Annotated in this window: 21 protein-coding genes; 10 read left to right on the top strand and 11 right to left on the bottom strand. The window is 50.0% G+C overall.

Features of this window, described 5'->3' with window-relative positions:
• Positions 1-38 precede the first annotated feature (38 nt).
• On the bottom strand, positions 39-1181 hold the full coding sequence (locus tag C5S61_RS07460; RefSeq protein ID WP_110514436.1) for an iron ABC transporter substrate-binding protein: 1143 nt from the start codon (positions 1179-1181) through the stop codon (positions 39-41).
• A gap of 396 nt (positions 1182-1577) precedes the next feature.
• On the opposite strand from C5S61_RS07460, the gene C5S61_RS07455 reads away from it, so the two are divergent.
• On the top strand, positions 1578-3233 hold the full coding sequence (locus C5S61_RS07455; RefSeq protein ID WP_110514435.1) for an FAD-binding dehydrogenase: 1656 nt from the start codon (positions 1578-1580) through the stop codon (positions 3231-3233).
• Between the two features lie 112 nt (positions 3234-3345).
• Here the strand turns inward: C5S61_RS07455 and C5S61_RS07450 are convergent, their stop codons facing one another.
• On the bottom strand, positions 3346-4074 hold the full coding sequence (locus C5S61_RS07450) for a TetR/AcrR family transcriptional regulator (protein WP_110514434.1): 729 nt from the start codon (positions 4072-4074) through the stop codon (positions 3346-3348).
• Between the two features lie 97 nt (positions 4075-4171).
• Between C5S61_RS07450 and C5S61_RS07445 the strand changes: the two genes are divergently transcribed.
• A complete protein-coding gene (locus tag C5S61_RS07445; RefSeq protein WP_110514433.1) occupies positions 4172-5056 on the top strand; it encodes an SDR family oxidoreductase in 885 nt (294 codons plus the stop codon).
• Positions 5057-5262: 206 nt separating this feature from the next.
• On the top strand, positions 5263-5736 hold the full coding sequence (locus C5S61_RS07440) for a hypothetical protein (RefSeq protein WP_110514432.1): 474 nt from the start codon (positions 5263-5265) through the stop codon (positions 5734-5736).
• On the opposite strand, the gene C5S61_RS07435 is transcribed toward C5S61_RS07440, so the two are convergent.
• Positions 5733-6224 (bottom strand): hypothetical protein, encoded by a 492-nt coding sequence (locus C5S61_RS07435; RefSeq protein ID WP_110514431.1) that lies wholly within the window; start codon positions 6222-6224, stop codon positions 5733-5735. The genes C5S61_RS07440 and C5S61_RS07435 overlap by 4 nt on opposite strands.
• A gap of 135 nt (positions 6225-6359) precedes the next feature.
• On the opposite strand from C5S61_RS07435, the gene C5S61_RS07430 reads away from it, so the two are divergent.
• Positions 6360-7112, top strand: a complete 753-nt coding sequence (locus C5S61_RS07430; RefSeq protein ID WP_110514430.1) for a hypothetical protein — start codon at positions 6360-6362, stop codon at positions 7110-7112.
• Between the two features lie 114 nt (positions 7113-7226).
• Positions 7227-7673, top strand: a complete 447-nt coding sequence (locus tag C5S61_RS07425; RefSeq protein ID WP_110514429.1) for a DUF4345 domain-containing protein — start codon at positions 7227-7229, stop codon at positions 7671-7673.
• A gap of 56 nt (positions 7674-7729) precedes the next feature.
• Here C5S61_RS07425 and C5S61_RS07420 read toward each other — a convergent pair whose 3' ends face one another.
• Complete coding sequence (locus tag C5S61_RS07420) at positions 7730-8326, bottom strand: protoglobin domain-containing protein (RefSeq protein WP_110514428.1); 597 nt, start codon at positions 8324-8326, stop codon at positions 7730-7732.
• A 118-nt stretch (positions 8327-8444) separates the two neighbouring features.
• Between C5S61_RS07420 and C5S61_RS07415 the strand changes: the two genes are divergently transcribed.
• A complete protein-coding gene (locus tag C5S61_RS07415; RefSeq protein ID WP_110514427.1) occupies positions 8445-9341 on the top strand; it encodes a LysR substrate-binding domain-containing protein in 897 nt (298 codons plus the stop codon).
• On the opposite strand, the gene C5S61_RS07410 is transcribed toward C5S61_RS07415, so the two are convergent.
• From C5S61_RS07410 to C5S61_RS07400, 3 genes are all read right to left on the bottom strand, one after another.
• Positions 9338-9826 (bottom strand): VOC family protein, encoded by a 489-nt coding sequence (locus C5S61_RS07410; RefSeq protein WP_110514426.1) that lies wholly within the window; start codon positions 9824-9826, stop codon positions 9338-9340. The two genes, C5S61_RS07415 and C5S61_RS07410, sit on opposite strands and share 4 nt — an antisense overlap.
• 95 nt (positions 9827-9921) lie before the next feature.
• Positions 9922-10578 carry a lamin tail domain-containing protein gene (locus tag C5S61_RS07405; protein ID WP_124033401.1) on the bottom strand — a complete coding sequence of 219 codons (657 nt, stop codon included), beginning with the start codon at positions 10576-10578 and terminating at the stop codon, positions 9922-9924.
• A 138-nt stretch (positions 10579-10716) separates the two neighbouring features.
• Positions 10717-11976, bottom strand: coding sequence for a hypothetical protein (locus C5S61_RS07400; RefSeq protein WP_124033400.1), 1260 nt, complete (start codon positions 11974-11976; stop codon positions 10717-10719).
• A gap of 279 nt (positions 11977-12255) precedes the next feature.
• Between C5S61_RS07400 and C5S61_RS07395 the strand changes: the two genes are divergently transcribed.
• Together C5S61_RS07395 and C5S61_RS07390 are read left to right on the top strand one after the other, a co-directional pair.
• Positions 12256-13137: a GNAT family N-acetyltransferase gene (locus C5S61_RS07395; RefSeq protein ID WP_110514423.1), complete on the top strand. Its 882-nt coding sequence runs from the start codon at positions 12256-12258 to the stop codon at positions 13135-13137.
• 297 nt (positions 13138-13434) lie between these two features.
• Positions 13435-14523: a pyridoxamine 5'-phosphate oxidase family protein gene (locus tag C5S61_RS07390; protein ID WP_110514422.1), complete on the top strand. Its 1089-nt coding sequence runs from the start codon at positions 13435-13437 to the stop codon at positions 14521-14523.
• 49 nt (positions 14524-14572) lie between these two features.
• Here C5S61_RS07390 and C5S61_RS07385 read toward each other — a convergent pair whose 3' ends face one another.
• Positions 14573-15139 (bottom strand): hypothetical protein, encoded by a 567-nt coding sequence (locus C5S61_RS07385; protein WP_110514421.1) that lies wholly within the window; start codon positions 15137-15139, stop codon positions 14573-14575.
• A 242-nt stretch (positions 15140-15381) separates the two neighbouring features.
• On the opposite strand from C5S61_RS07385, the gene C5S61_RS07380 reads away from it, so the two are divergent.
• Complete coding sequence (locus tag C5S61_RS07380) at positions 15382-15609, top strand: hypothetical protein (protein ID WP_110514420.1); 228 nt, start codon at positions 15382-15384, stop codon at positions 15607-15609.
• Between the two features lie 72 nt (positions 15610-15681).
• Here C5S61_RS07380 and C5S61_RS07375 read toward each other — a convergent pair whose 3' ends face one another.
• The 3 genes from C5S61_RS07375 to C5S61_RS07365 are packed head-to-tail and all read right to left on the bottom strand — an operon-like array spanning position 15682 to position 20173.
• Positions 15682-17436: an ABC transporter ATP-binding protein gene (locus tag C5S61_RS07375; protein WP_110514419.1), complete on the bottom strand. Its 1755-nt coding sequence runs from the start codon at positions 17434-17436 to the stop codon at positions 15682-15684.
• Positions 17433-19172 (bottom strand): ABC transporter ATP-binding protein, encoded by a 1740-nt coding sequence (locus C5S61_RS07370; protein WP_110514418.1) that lies wholly within the window; start codon positions 19170-19172, stop codon positions 17433-17435. The genes C5S61_RS07375 and C5S61_RS07370 overlap by 4 nt, the downstream gene beginning before the upstream one ends.
• A gap of 35 nt (positions 19173-19207) precedes the next feature.
• Positions 19208-20173: a helix-turn-helix transcriptional regulator gene (locus tag C5S61_RS07365; protein WP_164689273.1), complete on the bottom strand. Its 966-nt coding sequence runs from the start codon at positions 20171-20173 to the stop codon at positions 19208-19210.
• Positions 20174-20257: 84 nt separating this feature from the next.
• Here C5S61_RS07365 and C5S61_RS07360 point away from each other — a divergent pair, with 84 nt between their 5' ends.
• The gene (locus tag C5S61_RS07360; RefSeq protein WP_110514416.1) at positions 20258-20767 is read left to right on the top strand and encodes a VOC family protein; all 510 of its coding nucleotides are present in this window, start codon (positions 20258-20260) and stop codon (positions 20765-20767) included.
• The last annotated feature ends 129 nt before the right edge of the window (positions 20768-20896 follow it).

Genomic DNA, 20896 nt, shown 5'->3' with positions numbered 1-20896 from the left:
CCAACAATCTTCCCAAGCGCACACCGAAAGTCAGACCATTATTGAATCGCGCCAACATCTTGCAACAATTCCAAGGTGCCTTGGAGATCTTTCAGGTTGCTCAAATCGATGTCGGGGGTGGTGATTTCGCTCAATGGCTTGATCGCTGGGTTGGTGGTAATGCCAGCAACCAAGGGATATTCATTGGTTTTTTCGGTGAAATAATTTTGGGCGGTTTCGCTCAGCAAGAAGCTAGCAAAGGCTTGGGCTGCTGCTGGGTTTTTGGCGGTTTGCAAAATGCCTACGCCAGCAACATTGACCAATGAGCCAATATCGCCATTGCTGAAGTAGTGGTTGGCAGCCTTAGCATCTGGTTGGTCTTTTTTCAAGGCAAACAGATAGTAGTGATTGACCAAGCCTGCATCAACTTCGCCATTGGCAACAGCTTTGACGATTGCTGAGTTTGATTCATAGACTTTGATTTCGTTGGCAATCAAGCCTTCGAGCCATTGTTTGGCCACATCTTCGCCTTGGCTGACGCGCAACGCGGTGACGAATGCTTGCAATGAGCCGTTGGTTGGAGCCCAAGCCAAGCGGCCTTTCCATTCTGGTTTGGTCAAATCGAGAATCGAAGCTGGCAAGTCGGTGCTGGTCAAGACATCGGTGTTATACACCAAAACCCGAGCGCGGCCCGAAGCGCCAACCCATTTGCCTCCGCTTGAAGCAAAGCGTGGGTCGACCAAGCTCAGCAAGCTGCTATCGAGTTGGACAAAACGATCGCTCAATGCACCCAATGCGCCAGCATCTTGGCCAAAGAACACATCGGCTGGGCTATTTTCGCCTTCTTCGAGAATTTGAGCAGCCATTTCGGCGGTGTCGCCGTAGCGAACTTCAACTGCAATGCCGGTTTCTTGGGTAAACAGCTCCAACAATGGAGCGACTAAGCTTTCTGAACGACCTGAATAGACCACCAAGCTGCCGCCTGCTGGCTCAGTTGTGGTCGTGGTTGGCACGGTTGGCGAAACCTCAGCAACGGCGGTTACTTCGACGGTAGCGGTAGCTTCAGCTGCGCTAGCGGTGGTTGGGGTTGCTGCAGCGGTGGTTGGTGCTGCTGGCGCAGTCGTTGGGGTGGCTGCACCACCACAGGCTGCAATAACCATGCTCAGACAGAGCAACAGCATCAAAGAACGCACAAGTTTCACGAGCTACTCCTTAAGCCTGCTTGCTCGCTTATTGAGCAAGTTTTGGCAAGTATTAATCAAATGCTAAAAACTATTTTATCTGAAAAAACAGTTTTTATCAGCAGGAAGTATAGCCTGAGCAATCAGCCATGTCAAATAATTAATCGTACATCCATTTTTTATTCTAGCGCTATAATAATTTAATTAATCTATTTCAATCAATTTCTGCTAGTTAATTTCATTTCATCTATGTTCACAAAAGTTCATATTTACCTAATTATGCTTTAGGCACAAGCAGCAAGAATCATGATGATGATGGCCTAGAATACTGCACCATCAGCGACGCATTTAAGTGGTTGCAAGCAGCTAAAATCGCGTATAATCAACAAATACCTAATGCAGCAGAATGGAGCGTCCATGCACTATGATGCCGATGTGGTCATTGTTGGAGCAGGTTTGGCCGGGCTGGTTGCCGCCGCCGAATTGGCCGATGCCGGCAAAAAAGTCATCTTGGTCGACCAAGAATCGGAGCAGAATCTTGGTGGGCAAGCATTTTGGTCGTTTGGTGGGTTATTTTTAGTCGATTCCCCAGAACAACGTCGTCTCAAAATCAAAGATTCTTATGAACTGGCCTTGCAAGATTGGCTGGGAACCGCCGCGTTTGATCGGCCAGAGGATTATTGGCCGCGCAAATGGGCCGAAGCCTATTTGGCCTTTGCTGCTGGCGAAAAACGCCAATGGCTCTACGATCAGGGCATGCGCTTTTTCCCAGTGGTTGGCTGGGCTGAGCGCGGCGGTTATGGCGCAATTGGCCATGGCAATTCAGTGCCGCGCTTTCATATCACATGGGGCACTGGCCCCGGTGTGGTTGCGCCATTTGAGCGCCGCGTGCGTGCAGCAGCCCAAAAAGGTCTGATTACGCTGAAATTTCGCCATCGAGTGAATCAATTGTTGCTCAATGGCGGGGCAGTCGCTGGCATCGAGGGCGATATTTTGGAGCCAAGCAGCCTAGCGCGCGGCGTGCCAAGCTCGCGCAAGGTCGTTGGTAGTTTCACATTTCAGGCGCAAGCAGTAATTGTGACCTCTGGTGGCATCGGCGCAAACCACGATTTAGTGCGCAAAAACTGGCCTGAACGGCTTGGCCAAGCGCCAAAAACCATGGTTGCGGGGGTTCCCGATTATGTTGATGGTCGGATGTTGGCAATTACTGAGGCTGCTGGCGGCACAATTATCAATCCCGACCGCATGTGGCACTATACCGAGGGCTTGCAAAATTGGAAGCCAATTTGGACGAACCATGGCATTCGCATTTTGCCTGGGCCATCGTCGTTGTGGTTCGATGCGCTAGGCAATCGCTTGCCAGTGCCGCTGTTTCCTGGCTTCGATAGCCTTGGCACGCTCAAACATCTGATGCACACAGGCTACGATTATAGTTGGTTTATTCTGACGCAGAAAATTATCGAAAAAGAATTTGCGCTCTCTGGCTCGGAGCAAAACCCCGATTTGACCAACAAAAGCGTGCGTCAAGTGTTGGGCCGCGTTTTGCCCGGCGCAACCGCACCAGTTGAGGCCTTCAAGCGCCATGGAGCCGATTTTGTTGTGCGCGATAATTTGGCCGATTTAATCAAAGGCATGAATGCGCTCACCCCAGAACCATTGCTTGACCCAGCAGCGATTGAGCGCGAAATTCAGGCCCGCGACCGCGAAATTACCAATCCATTTACCAAGGATATGCAAATTACTGCTTTGCGTGGCGCACGCAACTACCTTGGCGATAAATTGATTCGCGTTGCTAAACCGCATCAAATTTTGGATCGTAGGGCAGGCCCATTGATTGCAGTGCGCTTGAATATTCTGACCCGCAAAACGTTGGGTGGGCTACAAACCGATCTTTCGGCACGGGTGATTGGCCAAGATGGTCAGCCGATCAGCGGTTTGTATGCTGCTGGCGAGGTGGCGGGCTTTGGCGGCGGTGGCATGCATGGCTATCGTTCGCTTGAAGGCACCTTCCTTGGCGGCTGTATTTTTTCTGGCCGTACCGCTGGCCGCGCAGCAGCCGAAGCCTTGGCCTAGCAATTTTTTAATCCGCTGCAATCCCCGAACTCGTCAAGCTAGCCCTCTAGTTTGATAGTGTTCGGGGATTGCACTTTTAAACGGCTGCTATCAAACCCAATCTTTCGATGAATTAACGGCTCAGGCTGAGGCGATCAAGCCACTCGCTGAGTAACGCACGCTCGCCTGAAGTCAAACTGTGGGCGTTTGGCAACAGAGCTTTGAGTGCGACTGCCGTACTGATCAACTGACTTGGAGCATTCTGTGTTGCATCGAGCGTGTTGGCCTCAGCAGGTCGCGTGATCGCCGTTAAGATGGCTTCGCGCACCCGAGTCGAAAGCGTGAGATCACGTACGGCAGAATCGATTTCGAGCAAACTAAACGTCACCCCGCGACAGGCAGCGTGCAGCATCTGAGCCGCCGACTCAACATCGACCAGCAAACGACCTGTCGCAGCAATCTGGGTTACTCGTTCACGCAAGATTGCTAAAGCCTTGAGCGCAGCCGGAACCTCTTTGCTTGGCTGTGGCTCGCCATACATCAGGCGATACAAGGCAGGATTGAGCAATCCAAACTCCACATGCATATCCCAGCCATGACGAATTTCCTCAACAGGATCATGCTGCGCTAGTCGTTCGCGTTTGCTCTCAAGATAAACCTCAAAGCCATGGCTAACAACAGCGTTGAGCAGACCACGCATATCACCGAAAAGCCGATAGATAATTGGCACTTGAACCCCAGCAGCCTCAGCAACTGCGCGGGTTGAAACACTCTCAAGACCGCCATTGGCCAGCAAATGAGCCGTAACGCGGACAATGCGATCGTGTGAATTAAGGCTTGCTGTTGTTTCAGAATTTTGCATAGTAGCAATGATAGCATAAAAGTGATAACAGTGATTGAATTATCGATGATACCATGATATAGTTATCATCGATAACATTACTTGAATCGGAGAAGCTATGATTTTGGTAACAGGCGCAACCGGACAAATCGCGACAGCAGTCATCACGACGCTTTTACGCCAACTGCCCATCAGCCAAATAGCCGCTTTCGTTCGGAATCCAGCCAAAGCGAGCCAGCTTCAAGCCCAAGGGCTAGATCTACGGATTGGCAGTTATGACGACTTGGATTCGCTTGATCGAGCGCTGCAAGGTATCGATACGGTGCTGCTGATCTCGGGAACCGAAGAAGGCAAACGGGTTCAACAACACCAAAATGTCATCGATGCAGCAAAAAAAGCCGGGGTCAAACGAATTGCCTATACCAGTAGAAACTTACGCAATCCGGCGACCCTCGCCAATACGCTGATGCATGAGCATTTTGAGACCGAAGAAGCGATTAAAGCCAGCGGTATGGCCTATACGATCTTTCGCAATGCCTTGTATATGGATGCAATTCCGCAATTTATTGGCGGAGCACGTGGCTTTGAGCGTGGCATTACGCTCCCTGCAGGTGATGGCAACGTTGCCTTCGCGCTACGCAGTGAGCAAGGCGAGGCAATGGCCAATGCACTTGTTCAGATGAGCAATGAGAGCCAGATCTACGCACTTACTGGGAGTGAAACGTGGTCATTTGCTGATGTGGCGCAGTATCTCTCCGAACTGACGGGGCAAGCAATTGCCTATACGCCGATTGAAGGGTCGGCATTTGCCGCAAACCTCAAGCAGCGCGGTCTGGATGAGCAAGTCATTCAACGGATCATTGGGTTTATGACCGATATAAAGCTTGGTCAAGAAGATCAAGTTTCAGCGAGCTTAGAAACGCTGCTTGGCCGCAAACCTGTCGATCTCAAGGCAGGCCTTTCAATCATCTTCGCAGAAACATTACAAGCTAACGAGCATTAACACCTGTTGCTTACAATCATTCTCGATCAAGCGATTTTTGCTGGCATAGCACGATGGGCGGCGGCAACTCTTGTCGTTACCGTCGCCCATCATCAAACGTCAACCTGAAACATCTGCTCAAGTGGCTTAGCAAAAAGCAGCGCCATCCGATTCAAGCGCTATACTACTCGAACGATGATCGAGTGTGAGCATAAGGAGGAGCAACGATGGGGCTTAATGTGGCAAAAATGAGCACAACGAGCAGCTATGGCGAGTTGCACGCCAGCTATGATCGCTCAGTGAAAATTATGTCAATTTCAAACCCACTAGCCCGCGAATGGGCTTATAGCATCAACTTCGATAACTATGTCATCATCGATTTGGATGCGCAGGGCTGGATTATGAATATTGATCTGCTCGTCAAGCCGCGCTTAAACGATCAGCTTGCAATTCCCAATTTAGCGCAACATGGCGGAGTGCAATTTCACGTTCCGCTAGCAACAGAGCGTTTTGTCGCAACGCCGATTGCGTTTGAGACAAACCAAACCCGCCGCATAGTTCGCGTAACGTTTGGTCCAATGCTCGATCTTACGCAACAAACCCAATCGATCAAGACCTCTGAACAGGTCTATCTCCAAATTCAGCATGTCCAACTTAGGGCAATTTTGGTGGATTTTGGTCAAAAAGGCTTATGGGATTAACGAGCGTATGCCCAAGTTGCTGGCACTGCCAAACATAGCCCAATAGCCAAACAAGGCCGAAAAAATGGTTCGAATGGCAATTTTTGGGCAATAGCCTGCTGCAATTGTTCAGCGCAAAGCAGCGCTATCGCTTGCGGCGAAGCTGGCCAACCAGAGCGTGGAGCAAGAATCTCGTAATCGGGGTATTGCCCACATTCGCAGAAGTGGCCCTCATGAGTTGGCGGGCCACCAAACCCATGGGGGCAACCATATAGCGCCTGATTGGTTGGCGTAACATGACACCACCACGAAAGGGCATAGGTTACAACACCAAGTTCAGCACAACCTTGAATTAGGCTAGCAGCCAGATCATGCATCACGATCAGCTCATAAAAACCATTGCTCGCTGGCGTAGCTGGCACTAAAAGCTGCCGGAGGGCTGGTAGAATTGTCGCAGCGTCGATCTCGAGCGCTGCATAATAATGCTGTGGCAACCATTCTTCATCCATGGGAAACCTCACTCTTTCAGTTGCTAGAACTCAACTATAGAACGAGCAGCAAGCGCATGGATCAGGCCAAAGCAGGATTGGCATTGCAAGCATTGTGGGGTATACCATGCTTAATCATTTACCCACAGAGGATGTATGTGTACCAGTTTTGCAATTAACCAGCCTCAAGCCTTGGTGGCAATGAATTTTGATCTTGGGCCGCGCCCAATCGCTTTGAGCATGCCCAATCCAGCCCAATTATTAATTTTACAAGCGGAGCAGGGCCAATGGTTGCCAGCAATTGGCCTCACCAGCACTGGCCGCTTTATGAATTTGCAAATGTTGCCTGCCACCGCTGCCGGAGCCTATCGGCGTGGCAAAGATGTACTGCACATTATGAAAGTTTTTGAGCAATTTCTGACCGGAACAATTGATGTTGCTGCGCTGCAAAGCCAACAAATTGTCAATGTGCCCAATCATAGCGTGCATAGCTTGCTACGCGATGAGCATGGCCAGATTGGCATCTTGGAGCCAGGCCAAACTGGGCTGGTCCAACACGAGCATAGCCTGATTCAAACCAACTTTTCAAATAGCACGCCAGCAGCTAGCCTGAGCCAACAACCAAGCGCCGATCGCTACTTGCGCTGTCAGCAATTATTGAATCAGCAGCAACAGCCAGATGTTGATCGAGCCTTTACAATTTTGGCTGCAACCCAACAACATACTGGTGATTTTCCAACCCAGTTGGCTTTGGTATTTGAACCAAAGCAACAAACGGTTTGGCTGGCCCAACCAAGCCAATTAAGCCAACGCTGGCGCTTTACCTTTGACGATCAACAGCTGGTCGTTGGCGATAAGGCCTATCAACTGGGCAAAAAACGCCTGTTACTTAGTAGCATCAGCGGCTAAGCACTCTTCGATAGCTCCAACCTGAACAAAAATGAATATTTGTTACCAAGGCTTGCAGTTAACCCTACGGCAACTTGTATCGTGCATCCATTAATTGAAATTGGGAGCGACCTGATGCAACGAGCAAGTTTGATGGGCCTCAAGATCGTGTTGGTATTGGTGGGATTGTATAGTTTGTATATCAGCATTGATTTTGGGATTGGCGGGTTTGAAACGCTTGGTTGGCAAGGTGCGCCACCAAACGTTGCCGATGCAAACAATCTGCGCTATGGCGTGCAAGATAGCCATTTTCGGTTTTTGGCTGGGGTGTTTGGCACGCTCGGCGTTTGCATCCTGCTGGCAGTACGCGATTTGGCCAAATATCGGCTGCTGCTGCAAACGATATTTACAGCCTTTATTGTTGGTGGATTATTGCGCTTCAGCGCCAATAATTTCGCTATATTGTTCAGCAGCGAATTGTTAATTGCATTAATTGCCGAAATTGGGCTGATGCTTGGGCTGCATTGGTGGTTGCAGCAAGCCTTGAAAGGAGATAACCTGATTCCAAGCGTTCAAGGGTAGAGTTTATGCCCTCTCGCCCGCGTTCAGTGGGCGAGAGGGTTGAGAAGCTGAGAAAATTAGAATTCACCTGGCTGGGCATAGGGTTGGAGCCACAGCGTAACATGCAACACCACTGCCTTAAACCAAGCAGCATACATCTGTTCAACCTCTTCTGGGCTATGGCCACCAGCTTTGAGAAACTCTTTGATCGTGATCGTAATCGGCACGATAAATCCAACCATATAGCGCAGCGGAATAATCGGTGGCGCTCCAGCAGCAGCATCGGTGTGGTTTTTCTTCTCAGTATGGTGGCGCAAGCCAATTTCCATTTGATAATTAAGCCATGTCTGATCATACTCGCGCTGGGTTGTGTCGCGAATCCATTGGGCGAATCGCGCGCGCACCCGAGCCAAATAATCGGGGATCGCTACGCCCTGAGTGGTGGAAAAATAGGCGACCAAATGCGGATGCGCACCAACAAACCCATACCAAACATCCAAAATGGCCTCAACTTGTGGTTCGAGCACAGTGCCAGCCATGCGCAAATAGTGCACATCAGCTTCAGTAAAAAGAAGCGTCTGCTTGAGAATAGCAAGATCAGCTAAGTGAAATGGCGATTCGGCCACCTCAGCGCTACCATACGTATAACCAGGAATCGATGCTGTCGAAGGCATATGGTTCTCCAGAAACAACGCCATTGAATGGCGCGAACGTTCAACACCATGATTCTAGCCCGCCTGCTATAATTAGTCTAACAGATAGATCTTATACTTTTGATAAGCTGAGGTGATGATGGAATTACGTCAACTGCGCTATTTGGTAGCGGTTGTGCAGGCTGCCAATTTTACGCGGGCCGCCGAAACGCTGTTCATTTCGCAATCAGCGTTATCGCAGCAAATTCAGGTTTTAGAACAAACTGTTGGCACTGTGTTAATCAATCGCTCGAAACGTGGCGTGAGCCTAACCGCAGCAGGCAGCATTTTATACCAGCATGCAGAGCGGATTTTTGGCGAGTTGCAGCAAGCAGAAACGGCAATTCGTGAACTTGCAGGCCTGCAACGGGGCGAATTAACGATTGGCGTTGTTCAAACAGTCAACGATTATTTGATTCCCGCGCTCGCCGCAAGCTTTGCAAAACGCCACCCACGGATTAAATTGTTGATCGAGGAAGCGCCAGCAGACACGATTGAACAACGGTTGCTAGCAGGTGAGTTGCAGCTTGGCTTGAGTTTTGTGCCAAGTTCGCACGAACTTTTAGCAAGCCAAGAGTTGTTTGAGGAACGCTTAGCATTGATTGTGCGCAACGATCATCCGCTTGCTAGCCAGCAGGAAGTTGCGGTTACAGCGCTTGATGCCATGGATTTGGTGTTGCTTGCCAAGAGCTTTTGTACCCGCCGCCTGTGGGAAGAAAGCGCGCGCTTGGCTCCTGCGCAGCCCCAAATTGTGATGGAACTCAATACTGTCAGCAGTATTTTGGCGGTGGTTGAACGCACAGGGTTGCCAACCGTCTTGCCAGCGCTAAGCTTGAATGATCGGCCAACAGCGAATTTAACGCGAATTCGCTTAATCAACCCAACGCCTGCTCGTAAAGTTGGGTTGCTCTGGCAGCGCGATGTCTACCGCTGTCATGCAACCCAAGCGTTTATCGAGCTGGTTCAAACGGCGACTGAGCACCTGCGTCAGGCTTAAGCGTGGCCTTGTTCGCCAGCATAGGCCTGTTGCAGTGCCGCCAGATCCAATTTCTTCATGGCGAGCATGGCTTGAGTTACCCGCGCAATTTGCGCTGGATTAGCGTTTTCGAGCATGGTATTCATGGCCTTGGGAACAATTTGCCATGACAGCCCATAGCGATCTTTCAGCCAGCCACATTGCTCAGATTCGGGCACGGCGGAAAGTTTTTCCCAGTAATAATCGACCTCAGCTTGATCATCGCAATACACCATAAAGGAGATCGATTCATTGAATTTGAACAGCGGGCCAGCACTAATTGCCATAAACTGCTGGCCCAAAAGCGTAAATGTAACCGTCGTCGCATCGCCTGAGGGCGTATCTGGCAATGTGGTATTGCTGGTAATCTGTGAATCGGGAAAGATTGAACAATAGAAGTTTGCCGCCTCGACCGCTTGGGTATCAAACCACAGATGAGGCACGATCTTGTGAGCAATAGCAGCCATCAGGATACTCCTTTCGTTGCATCAACAACCAGCACAATCAACGTTTCAGCAGCATTGCCCAGCATAAAGCATACCAACCACAGGTTAATTGGCGGCTATTGGCTGCGATAGCCAACTTGCAAGCCATCGCGGCGATAGAGCGCAGCAGGATCAGTTGCCGTGTTATTCCAAATCGGCCCATTTGCCTGCGAAACAACGACCAAGGTTTGGCCTGGAGCTAACGTGCCACTCAGGATCGCATGGCGCTGATTACCAGTCATTGAACAAATCCACCAGTTGCTTATATCAACAGGTTGGTTCGATGTATTGCGAATCGTCACAGTTTCTGGATTACCAGCCTTGTTGACATTGGTAATCGCGACTGGATAGTTGGGAGCCGCCGAACTCGCCGCACCATCACAGCTTGGGTTGACCGTGCCCAGCGTCGGCGTTGGCGGAATGCTGGTTGGTGGAATCGGGGTTGCGGTTGGAATCGGCGTAGCAGTTGGGATTGGCGTTGGCGTTGCCGTCGGTGGCGGCGGCGCTTTGACCACGATTGGTAGATAGTTATCAAGGCTGATTGGCGCAGCAGTTGGAATTGCGGTTGGCGTGAGGGTTGCGGTGGGCGTAAGCACAATCGTAGCAGTAGCTGTTCCGCCACCACCAACGGGTATAGCCATTGAAGCAACAGGCTGCTGATCGGCAAGCGCATGCTGGATTAGCAGCAACCCTCCCAATACACTCAGGCCAACGACCAAGAGACGACGAAGCATAGAAACCTTCCTAGATTGCATATCCTGATTGGGATACAATCTAAAGGCCACACAACCAAGCAAATGCTGTGCTGTGTGGCATGGCTACCTGTAATTGGCTGTATTCTAGCGCATAAATTTGCAGTAGTGTGAAATTGCTTAGCGCCCTTGAATAGCAAGAAAAGAATCTAGGCCATCCCAGATATTGAGCTTCGTCGGTTGCCGAATTGGGGCAAAAAGCACAGCCTGCTCAGGATCAACCGGAATGATGGTGTCATGCGCCATTACAAAGGCATAGCGACTATCCGAACTCCAAAAGATAGCCTGATAGGAATATTGATACGGAATAGGCAGTGTGATTGCTGACGATGATGTGATGATCGTCAGGGTGCTCTGTTGCAGCAACGTATCATTTTCAATCAGCAAGGCTTGGCGCAGATCAGGCGATGCCTGCATGGTTATAGTTTTCGCATGGTCCAAACCGTCCGTCGTTGTAAAAGGCTCAGAATAGTGAATAAGCTCAGCAGTAGCAGGGAAATAATGATTAAGCTGGCTTAATCCTTCTTGCTCATTGATTAGAAACCAGCGTGGTGGATCGATCTGCCCAGCAATAAATTTCCCTTTGATTTGATAGGCTGGCGGTTCCAGATCATCAATTGCAACCTGCCATGTTTCAAAAGCACTCGTCCCTGCTACCCGTCCAATGCAAAATACAAGGTTGTTCGAATCGAGCCAATAAATCTCGCTACTGTAATAACCCCAATCAGTAATCGCAAACAGTTCTTTGGTTGTCAGATCGTAGCCCCAGATCGAAGTTTCGTTCATCGGAGCAGCCTTGCGCATTTCTGGATACATTTTAATAAAGGCTAGCGTGTTACCATCGGGTGCGGCCACAACATTGCTACGAAATGATATAAGTTGATCGGCAATTTGGCTATGGGTTTGGGTTTCAAGGTTGACTAAGTATAAACGGCTATCGCCACGAGCATTGATTTTGAGCGCAAGTTCTTGGTGGTGGGGAATCGAAAAAATACTGACCTCATCACACCCAGCTTCCGCAAAGCATGGAATTTCATACATCGGGCTGGTTTCGCTATCGCCATACAGCTGTGAGATAATGATTGTTGTATGGCTAATGTCCAAGCCAGCAACAATTAAATCGACTGGGGCTGTAAACGGCGGCGCGCTGATTGGCGTGCTGGTTGGTGGTGCTTCGATTGTTGGCGTAGCACTAGCAAAACTGGCGGTTGGTACAATACTTGGTTGGAGCGTTGGCTCAGTCGTGGGCGCACGTAAGGTGGCAGGCACTGCTTGGGTTGGCAAAACTGCTGCTTGAGGCAGCGCGGTCGGACGCGGTTGGGCTGGTTGTTGCATACATCCAAGCAACAGCAGACTGATCAGCATACACCATCGACGCATAATCGATCCTCATTTCTCTGACACTAACGATCTGGCCTCGTTGCAGTATAGAGTGCGCTCGATCAAACATGCTGATCAACAAATGAAACTTGGCTGATAGCGTGCTGAATAAACGAAATCTGAGGAGTTTAATCGCTTGACACAGCGGCGGTGCGCGATATACCATGCTACTAATTGAATTCCGACTACCAATTTTTGGGGACGGCCATCGCAGAGACCTACGGGTCTGTTGATGCCGTCCCTTTTGGTTTAGCTCGGTAGCCCAAAGGAGTTGTTGCAATGAAAATTCAGTTACAAGCACTCAACCAAGCCCTAGTTGACGCATTGACCACCATCGATGCTGAGCAGCCAGCGATCACCAGCGCCTATGCCAACGCCGCAATCATTCCACATGCCCAAATTCGCGCAATTGTCGCGCAGGTAACGCAGCAGGTGGTTGGAGTGGTAGTCGAAGGTACATCGATCGCTGATGGCCGTTGGTGGCTCTACGATCTGATCATCGATCCGCAGCTGAGACGACAAGGCTATGGCCGAGCGACAATCGCCGCCTTATTTGCAGAGCGCGCTGAGGACTACAGCATTCAGCAGTTGTATGCAGCTTATCCAACCAGTAATCAGCTGGCTCACCAATTTTTGGCCGCACTTGGAGCACAAGCTATCGCCAGCGATTCAGCGGAAGCGGTGAATGTGGCGTTGGCACTGCCGCCACGACCTACGCCAAACGCCACAATTACCCTGCAACCAATTACCCTAGCCAACGCGCGGGCCTGTTTGGAATTAAGCGTTGCGCCGCATCAGCAGCAGTTTGTCGCCAGCACCGCAGCATCGTTGGTGCAATCGCGATTCGAACCGCATTGGGAAACCCAAGGCATTTATGCAGATGCAACGCTGGTTGGCTTCATTATGTATGGCCATGATCCCGTCTATGGTTGGGGGCTGCTGCGGCTCTTAATTGATGCACCATTTCAGGGTCGCGGCTATGGACGCACAGCGATTCAACACATGCTCGCGACAATTCGCGCCGCTGGGGGTAGCTCGGTAGCGGTCAGTTATGAAGATGCGAATCATGTCGCCCGCCGCTTGTATCAATCGCTTGGTTTTGTAGAAACCGACGAACAGCCGTTTGGCGAGCCATTTGCCATTTTACAGATTGATCAATAACCAACGCCGAATTCGGATGCGATTTTCAGCAGCCGACAGTTCAGTTGCTTTGTAATCATATGGTTCTTTATTCATTCTCAACTTCCTTCTATTGATTATCACCGCAGCAATTATGCATATTGCTGGAGGCCGAAAAAGCACCATCGTGTGCCGATTATATTCAAAAATCAATCATAGGGGCGACTATTGTCCTCGCCAAATAAGCAAGCATCGATTATCGTAACCAGCATCGATGTTTATGGTTGATTGTGATGTTCATTGTTGCCCTCCATAATCACAACAATAAAGGAAATAACGATGCGACGGATAACGACTATCAGCGAAGTTGAAGCACTGATTGGCTCACCTAACGAATTGGTTTTGATGAAAACGGTTACTAGCCTCGACGACGATTGCCAAGCGATTCTGGCGCTTGCGCCGATCGCTGGTTTGGGGTTTCGCGATCCAGCAGGCCAGCCGCAGACAACGATCATTGGCGGTACGCCTGGTTTTATGCGGGTCGAATCGACCACCCAAATAACGTTTGATCGTCCAAGTGCGCTCGCGCTCTCCGAGCAGTATCCCAGTGTTTCGTTGCTCTTCTTTTTGCCCGGAACCCACGGCGAAACGCTGCGGGTGAATGGCCAACTAACTGACATTACGTCAACTCACGTAACGATTACCGTTGAAGAGGCGTTTGTGCATTGTGCCAAGTGCATTTTGCGCTCAAAGCTTTTTGCTACAAGCCCAACGATTACGTCAAGTAATTTTAGCCCTCAGCATAGCGCAACAAGTCTCAACGATCCGCTGATTAGCTCGTTTTTGGCCCAATCGCCGTTTGTGCTGCTCTCATCGTGGGATGCCAACGGCGGCAGCGATACCAGCCCCAAAGGCGATACAGCAGGATTTGTGCGGATAATCGATGAAAGAACGCTGGCTATCGCTGATCGTAAAGGCAACCAGCGGGCTGACACCGTGCGCAATCTGTTACAATCGGCTCAGATTGGGCTAGCATTTCTGGTTCCAGGCCACGAGGAAGTGTTGCACATCAATGGCACTGGCTACCTCACCGATGATCCGGCGCTGTGTGCAAGCATGGCCTTGGGCGAAAAACCACCGCATGCAGCATTTGTAATTGCAGTCCAACAAATCGTATTACAAGCTAATTCAGCGTTGCAACAAGCCAAGCTTTGGGATGCAGCCAGCCAAGCGGCCCAAGCTGCCTTGCCAACACCCAATTTGTTGGCAATCGTCGCCCGCCACATCACCAAAAACAAACAGTATGCAGCGCAAGCGGCGCTCAATCCAGCAGTTGATCAAGAATTAACCTTCGCGGCAGGCGAAGCAAGCATCAGCCCAAGCGTACGCCAAGCCTATCAACAATCGCTTAGCAACGAAGGCTATTAAACACAACAAAAAGCCCGCCAGTCGTTGTGACTGGCGGGCTTTTGAAAGGTTATTTGCTTGCTGCTACTGGTTGTAGGCCGAAGCGTTTGGCAACTTCTGGAGTAATCAAGCCTAGTAAGGCATAACCAAGTCCAGCAACGATGATGCCAAGAACCAAGAAGCCAAGGCCAAGGGCGATTGCGCCATACGAAGCGCCAAGGGCCATTGCTGAAAGACTCAGTGATGTTACAAGCCCAGCAGCCGTCAATTGGGTATTGCGAGCTTGGTTGGCAACTGGTTTGCCATTGGCATCTTTCAAAGCTTCTTCTGCTTTATTCGTACCAGCTGGTGCACCGTCGGGAGTCGAGAACCGACCCATTTGTGCGTACGACAGACCTTGTGAGCTATCAGCAGCGTGGTGTTGAATGATGTCGGCCATGCTCAAGGCGGTTGCAATATCGTTCACCGGTGCATTTGGAATCGATGCATCCTCAGGTGTCGTGATTTGTTGCGCTTCAAGTTTATCGCCAACGAAATTATTGATATAGATACCAGCCCCCATCGTCACTGCGCCACCTAAGGCAAAGATGATCCCGACGACAATGACCAGTTTAGGAAATACACGTAAGGCTTTCATAACATCCCCCTATATTTGAATGTTGTTGTGTATCGAGCCGCTGTTTGAATCTTGCTTGTTATCGATTTCGCTGTTCGAACGTTGTTTCTTATCGATGTATGCAGTATATAATCGAAAGCAGCATTGCTGCGTTAAGAGTCGACAACCACAGGAGAACGCGTCACTTACCTTTAATCACGCGCTGTTTATTCACCAACATGTAGTCCAATAATCACTGATTTTTAGCTCAATAAGGAGCTTCAATGGATTCGAATCCAATTGCATTAATCGCCGAAATTGACCATGAATTGCGCCATCGGGCTAATGCTGCGCTCTCTTTAATGCGTGGAATTCTTGCACGGATAGATCAAGCACAAATCGATCCAGCGTCGCAAGCATATTATGATTTGCTGCTCCATTATTTAGAGCAAAATGTAGCCCTCGCTGAATCGATTCACGCTTGGCTGTTAGCTCACATGAAGCAGCAGTAATTTCAGTTATTTTGTTTGTAAAGCAGATTTATTTTTATTAGAATTCACAAAACTACAAGCAGCCAACATGGCTTATACAACTTCGCTTCTGGCTTCAATTTGCCATAGTTGCTGCATAACTGGCGACGTTTGCAACAGATCAGCCAAGCGGCCTTGGGCGGCAATTCGCCCAGCGTCCAGCACAATCACCCAATCGGCAAGCTGCAACAACGCACGGCGATGCGAAACGACCAGCCATGTACTTGAAAGTTGCCGTAACCCTTGCCAAAGTTGGCGTTCTGTTGGTGCATCCAAGGCACTCGAACAATCATCGACAACCATTAATTGGCTTGGACGAACCAGCATGCGCGCCAGTGCCGTGCGTTGCAGTTGGCCACCCGATAAGCGCACTCCACGCGTGCCTAGTTCAGTATCAAGTCCAGCGGGCATGCTGGCTAAATCAGTTTCGAGCATGCTGGTCTTAATCGCCTGCGCTCGCTGTATTTCGGCGATGGTTAAGCCTAAGCTCATGTTTTCATGCAGCGAGCCACTGAATAAGCGTGGCACTTGCGGCGTATAGGCGCAATTTGGGGGAATACATTGCTCAGCGGGATTTATGATCGGCTGATCATTCCATAGCAATCTGCCGCTTGCTGGCAGCAACCCCAGTAAGGCCCGTACCAAGGTGGTTTTGCCAGAGCCAACTTTGCCAGTGATGACCACAAATTGGCCCTGCTCGATGCTGAAATTAATCGCCTGAACGCCTGCTTGGCTTTGTGGATAGCAATAACTTAAATCTTGCACGGCAAGGCGCTGCAAGCGAGGCAAAACGCTGGTTGGGCCAAAATCGGCAGGCGAATTGGGAGCAATTGGGCCATGTTCAACCAAAGCCGCAGCAGGATCTTCGTTTAATAATGCTTGCATCCGTTGAAACGAAACCCCAGCCTGTTTGGAATGGGTCAGCAACAAACCAATCAGCGATGGCAAGCGGGTAACCATCGCAAAATAATAGACAAACAGCGAGAAATCGCCAACGCTAAAATTGCCATTGCGCATTGCCTCGCCAGCCAACAGCAAAATCATGCCCGTGCCAAGGCTAATTGTGTTGGCATAGACCGAATTGAGCAGCGCAGTAAAAACCCGATCGTTAACCATTACCTGCCGTCGTTGATCGTTGAGCTGCTGAAAATGCGCAACCACCGCCGATTCGGCATTGGCAACTTTGATCGTTTGGATTGAACCAAACAGCTCGCCAAGAAAATTCGAGACGTTGCTCGTAGCAGCGCGGCTGGCCTTGCGAAAGCGCTGAATTCGTTGGTTGGCAACCGTAAAAGCCGAAACCACAATCAACAAAGGAATCAAAATAACCAAGGTTATGCGCAGATCGATGTTCAACAAAATGCCCACGGCAATCACACTAAATAGCACATGGCCAAGCACATCGAGCAGCCAAACGCTAAAAGTCAAAATTTCTTCAACATCATCACGGAAGCTGTTGATCGCTGCACTCGACGATTCATATAAAGCTTGAGCACCTGGCTGAGCCAAAATTCGCTTGAGCATATTTTTGCGCAATAAGCCAGCAATGTTGTATTGCACCGCAATATCCATGGCCGTGCCAAGTTGAGTCAACAAACGGCGGCTCAATTCGCTCGTGACCAAAAGCGCTACCAGCGTCCAGATGCCAAAGACCGCCGGAGCTGCACCACTCAATTGATCGAAGATTGCCCGATTGATCAAGCCAGGCAATAAGGGCCACATGAAAAAGATGCTCCAAACGAACACGCCAAAGCCATACAACGCAGGCCGATAGCGCATCAAGCGCAGCATTAATTGCCAAGATTTCATTCCCAGACTCCCGTTAATCCTTGCTGTACCAGTTGGCTATACTGCGATTGGGGATTTTGCAGCAATGTTTGCCGTGGGCCAAATTCCTGAATGCGGCCAGAATCAAGCACTAAAATCTTGTCGGCGCGTTGCAAGGTGGCCAAACGATGGGCAATGATAATCGTCGTGCGGCCTGCAAGCAGCCGATCCAAGGCCCGTTCGACAATTGCTTCGCTCGCAGGGTCAAGCCGCGACGAGGCTTCATCAAGAATAATTAAGCGTGGATTTTTGAGCAGAATTCGCCCAAAGGCCAAAAGCTGTGCTTGGCCAGCAGAAAGCCCATTGGGTTGAATGATCGTATCTAAGCCATGTTCAAGGCTCTGCAACCACGGCGTTAAATCCAAGCTTGCTACGCTATCAAGCAATGGTTGGTCAGCAATCGTTTGATCAAATAGGCGCAGATTATCGCGTACACTGGCTTGAAAAAGTTGTACATCTTGGGTAACAAAGCCAATTGAGCGGCGTAAATCGCTTAAACTGGTGTCACGAATATCCGTGCCGCCTAAGCAAATGCTGCCCTGTTGAGGATCATACAAGCGCAGCAACAGCCGAATCAGGCTGGTCTTGCCGCTGCCAGTTCTGCCTAATACACCCAAAATCTGGCCTGCTGGCAATTCAAACGAGAGCGATCGCAAAATCGGCGCAGCGGCGCTATAGCCAAACGTCACCTGCTCGAATTGAACATCAAGCGCCTGCTGCGGCAGCGTTGCGGTTGTACCATCGACAATTGCTGGCTGTTCTTGGCGCAACGCATCAATGCGGATAATACTGGCACTGGCTTTTTGAAACTCCTGAATTTGGCGCAAAATTTGATCAAGCGGCGTGGTAAGTAAGCCAATATACGCGGTAATCAGATACACGCCGCCAAGCGTCGTCTGCTGTTGTTGATAAAGGTAGATGCCAATGCCCAAGCCCAAGCCACTAGCAAGAATAAACATTGATTGGCCAGCATTGTAGAGCCAAGCGGTCGCCAACTCGGCGCTACGGGTTTTGTGATAAAGCTTATGCATATGCCGATACAGCTGTTGCAACACATAATTCCGTGCGCCACTTGAACGAATATCTTCAGTTGCCGCCAAGCGTTCTTCTAAAAAGCCAAACAGTTCAGCACTGGCTTGCCGCGATTCGCCCCAGCGTGGCACGCCAACCCGCTGCATTTTTTGCAAAAGGCCAATTCCAACTGCAACACACACAACTAAGCCGAGGGCTACATGCCAATCTTCCAAGGCCAAAAGCACAATAATTCCTAACAACAACAAGCCATTGCCAACCAATTGAATAATAAATTGGGTAAAAAAGTTGGCCAAACTGGTAATATCGCCATCGATGCGCTCGATCAACTCGCCTGGCGTTTTTTCGGCATGAAAGCGACTATCCAAGCGCAAACAATGGGCAGTTAAGTCAGTGCGCAAGGCGTTGGTTGCCGTCCAGCCAATGGTTTCGCTCAGATACACCGCCGCCAAGGCAAGCAGTTGTTGGCCAAAGGCAAGGCCCATAAAAAGCAAGGCTAGCGTGGTGAGCTGTGCTAACGGTTGCGCTGCTAAAGCTGCATCCAAAAAGTTACGCATCAGCTGTGGATTGAACAATTGCACGCCGATTCCACCAAAAACCAACCCAGCCAAGCCCAACACCCGCGCACGTTGGGGCCGCAAATAGGTGCTCAGCAGGCGGCGATAGCGCAGCAAAGGAAACTGCATCAATTCATCCTTTCATCGATTGGGGAATTCGATCATCAATCCATTTGATCAAGCGGTTCCAGCATGGCCAAAGCCTTGGTTGCCATGCGCTGAATCAGGCTGCGTAATGCTGGTGGTTGCAGCACAACCAAGGGAACATCAAGCTCCAGCAACAAAAAGGCCACCCACTCCAAATGCACTGCGGCCCGCCGCAACATCACGCCCTGCGCCGTTGCTTCCAACGTCGCAATTTCGGGCGCAATCAGCTGTTGAGCATGATCGAGACTCGTTTTGAGCAACACTTCAACCTGCTGCTGATCATTGGCAGCATTCAAGGCGGCCAGCAACGTATCGACAATATTAATTGACGTTGGACGCTCGAAGTTGATCGCTAACGAAGTCATGCTGCGAATCCGATCGAGGCGAAAAATCCGCATGGCGCTGCGCAAATGGCAATAGCCAACCACATACCAGGCTCCCTCATTAAATACAATCCCATACGGGTCGATGCTGCGCGTGCTGAGCTGCTCGCTATATGAGCTATATTCAAGCTGCACCTGTTGCTGTTGTTGCACTGCCAAACTGAGCTGCATCAGCCAAGCAGGCTCGATCCGTTGCCGATGAAAGCCATGCTGAATGCTAATCGCCGCTTGAATTGCCCGGGCATGTTGAATTAAATGCGCTGGCAGCACCCGTTCAATCTTGGCCAAGGTTGTTTCAACAATCGCCCGTTCCACCGGAAATTGCAACTCGCGAATTGTCAATAAGCCCAATGTCAGCGCCAGCGTTTCCGATTCAGTAAATAAGAGCGGTGGCACGCGCTGAGCAGGCTTAAGCTGATACGCGCCATAAATTCCACGTTCGGCTTCTACTGGAATCCCCATATCTTGCAGTTGTTGAATATAGCGGCGCACCGTGCGCTGATCAACTTCGAGCCGTTGGGCAAGCTCGGCTCCGCTGATCTGCTGGCGTGCTTGCAAGAGTTCGAGCACCGCCAAAAGCCGCATCGTTGGTGAATACATCGTCATTGCTCCAAATTAGGGCCAATTCTGTCCTAATTCTAGCCTATGCTCAAGCTATCAAATCAATCAGCAAGGAGCACATGTATGGGTTATGTACCAGCAGGCTATGCCACCGTCAATCCATTTATTATTACCAACGCTGCTCAGCAGTTAAGCCAATTTCTGCAAACGGTTTTTGGGGCGCAAGCAGTTGAGGCCGCACATACGCTCGATACTGATGGCCTATGGCTGCATTCTGAATTTAAAATTGGTGATTCGACCGTGATGGTGGTTGATCGTAAACCAGATTGGCCGTGGACACCAAGCTTTTTGCAAATTTATGTTGCCGATTTGGCCCAAACCTTGCAAACGGCGGTTGCAAATGGTGCCACGATTGTGACCGAACCAACGCCAATCTATGGCGAGCTTTTCTCGCGCATCCTCGACCCATGGCACAATCTGTGGTGGGTGTATCAGGTGCTCGAAACGGAACCAACCTGGGAATCAAGCGCTCCAGATAGCGAATCATGGGATACTGAATCGCCAGAATTGAGCTATATTCATACAACGCTAATGGAATTAATGCCTCGTTTAGGCCAACCTAACGTCCAATAGTTCGCCTTAGCATAACGCAGGATACAGCCAAACCAAGCTGGTATCCTGCGAGATTCGATCAAGCAACCAATCCACACTAGCAGCCGCTTAATCATTGCTTAATTAATTGTATAATAGGCCTTGCTGTTT

This window comes from Herpetosiphon llansteffanensis (assembly GCF_003205875.1).
GTDB lineage: Bacteria > Chloroflexota > Chloroflexia > Chloroflexales > Herpetosiphonaceae > Herpetosiphon > Herpetosiphon llansteffanensis.
The sequence above is the reverse complement of the archived record's forward strand: the minus strand, read 5'-3'. Positions and strand labels throughout refer to the sequence as shown.

Excerpts from the sequence above, each read along its gene's own strand:
- C5S61_RS07455 (WP_110514435.1), top strand. The coding sequence starts at position 1,578 with ATGCACTATGATGCCGATGTGGTCATTGTTGGAGCAGGTTTGGCCGGG.
- C5S61_RS07450 (WP_110514434.1), bottom strand. The coding sequence starts at position 4,074 with ATGCAAAATTCTGAAACAACAGCAAGCCTTAATTCACACGATCGCATT.
- C5S61_RS07445 (WP_110514433.1), top strand. The coding sequence starts at position 4,172 with ATGATTTTGGTAACAGGCGCAACCGGACAAATCGCGACAGCAGTCATC.
- C5S61_RS07440 (WP_110514432.1), top strand. The coding sequence starts at position 5,263 with ATGGGGCTTAATGTGGCAAAAATGAGCACAACGAGCAGCTATGGCGAG.
- C5S61_RS07435 (WP_110514431.1), bottom strand. The coding sequence starts at position 6,224 with ATGGATGAAGAATGGTTGCCACAGCATTATTATGCAGCGCTCGAGATC.
- C5S61_RS07430 (WP_110514430.1), top strand. The coding sequence starts at position 6,360 with ATGTGTACCAGTTTTGCAATTAACCAGCCTCAAGCCTTGGTGGCAATG.
- C5S61_RS07425 (WP_110514429.1), top strand. The coding sequence starts at position 7,227 with ATGCAACGAGCAAGTTTGATGGGCCTCAAGATCGTGTTGGTATTGGTG.
- C5S61_RS07420 (WP_110514428.1), bottom strand. The coding sequence starts at position 8,326 with ATGCCTTCGACAGCATCGATTCCTGGTTATACGTATGGTAGCGCTGAG.
- C5S61_RS07415 (WP_110514427.1), top strand. The coding sequence starts at position 8,445 with ATGGAATTACGTCAACTGCGCTATTTGGTAGCGGTTGTGCAGGCTGCC.
- C5S61_RS07410 (WP_110514426.1), bottom strand. The coding sequence starts at position 9,826 with ATGGCTGCTATTGCTCACAAGATCGTGCCTCATCTGTGGTTTGATACC.
- C5S61_RS07405 (WP_124033401.1), bottom strand. The coding sequence starts at position 10,578 with ATGCTTCGTCGTCTCTTGGTCGTTGGCCTGAGTGTATTGGGAGGGTTG.
- C5S61_RS07400 (WP_124033400.1), bottom strand. The coding sequence starts at position 11,976 with ATGCGTCGATGGTGTATGCTGATCAGTCTGCTGTTGCTTGGATGTATG.
- C5S61_RS07395 (WP_110514423.1), top strand. The coding sequence starts at position 12,256 with ATGAAAATTCAGTTACAAGCACTCAACCAAGCCCTAGTTGACGCATTG.
- C5S61_RS07390 (WP_110514422.1), top strand. The coding sequence starts at position 13,435 with ATGCGACGGATAACGACTATCAGCGAAGTTGAAGCACTGATTGGCTCA.
- C5S61_RS07385 (WP_110514421.1), bottom strand. The coding sequence starts at position 15,139 with ATGAAAGCCTTACGTGTATTTCCTAAACTGGTCATTGTCGTCGGGATC.
- C5S61_RS07380 (WP_110514420.1), top strand. The coding sequence starts at position 15,382 with ATGGATTCGAATCCAATTGCATTAATCGCCGAAATTGACCATGAATTG.
- C5S61_RS07375 (WP_110514419.1), bottom strand. The coding sequence starts at position 17,436 with ATGAAATCTTGGCAATTAATGCTGCGCTTGATGCGCTATCGGCCTGCG.
- C5S61_RS07370 (WP_110514418.1), bottom strand. The coding sequence starts at position 19,172 with ATGCAGTTTCCTTTGCTGCGCTATCGCCGCCTGCTGAGCACCTATTTG.
- C5S61_RS07365 (WP_164689273.1), bottom strand. The coding sequence starts at position 20,173 with ATGTATTCACCAACGATGCGGCTTTTGGCGGTGCTCGAACTCTTGCAA.
- C5S61_RS07360 (WP_110514416.1), top strand. The coding sequence starts at position 20,258 with ATGGGTTATGTACCAGCAGGCTATGCCACCGTCAATCCATTTATTATT.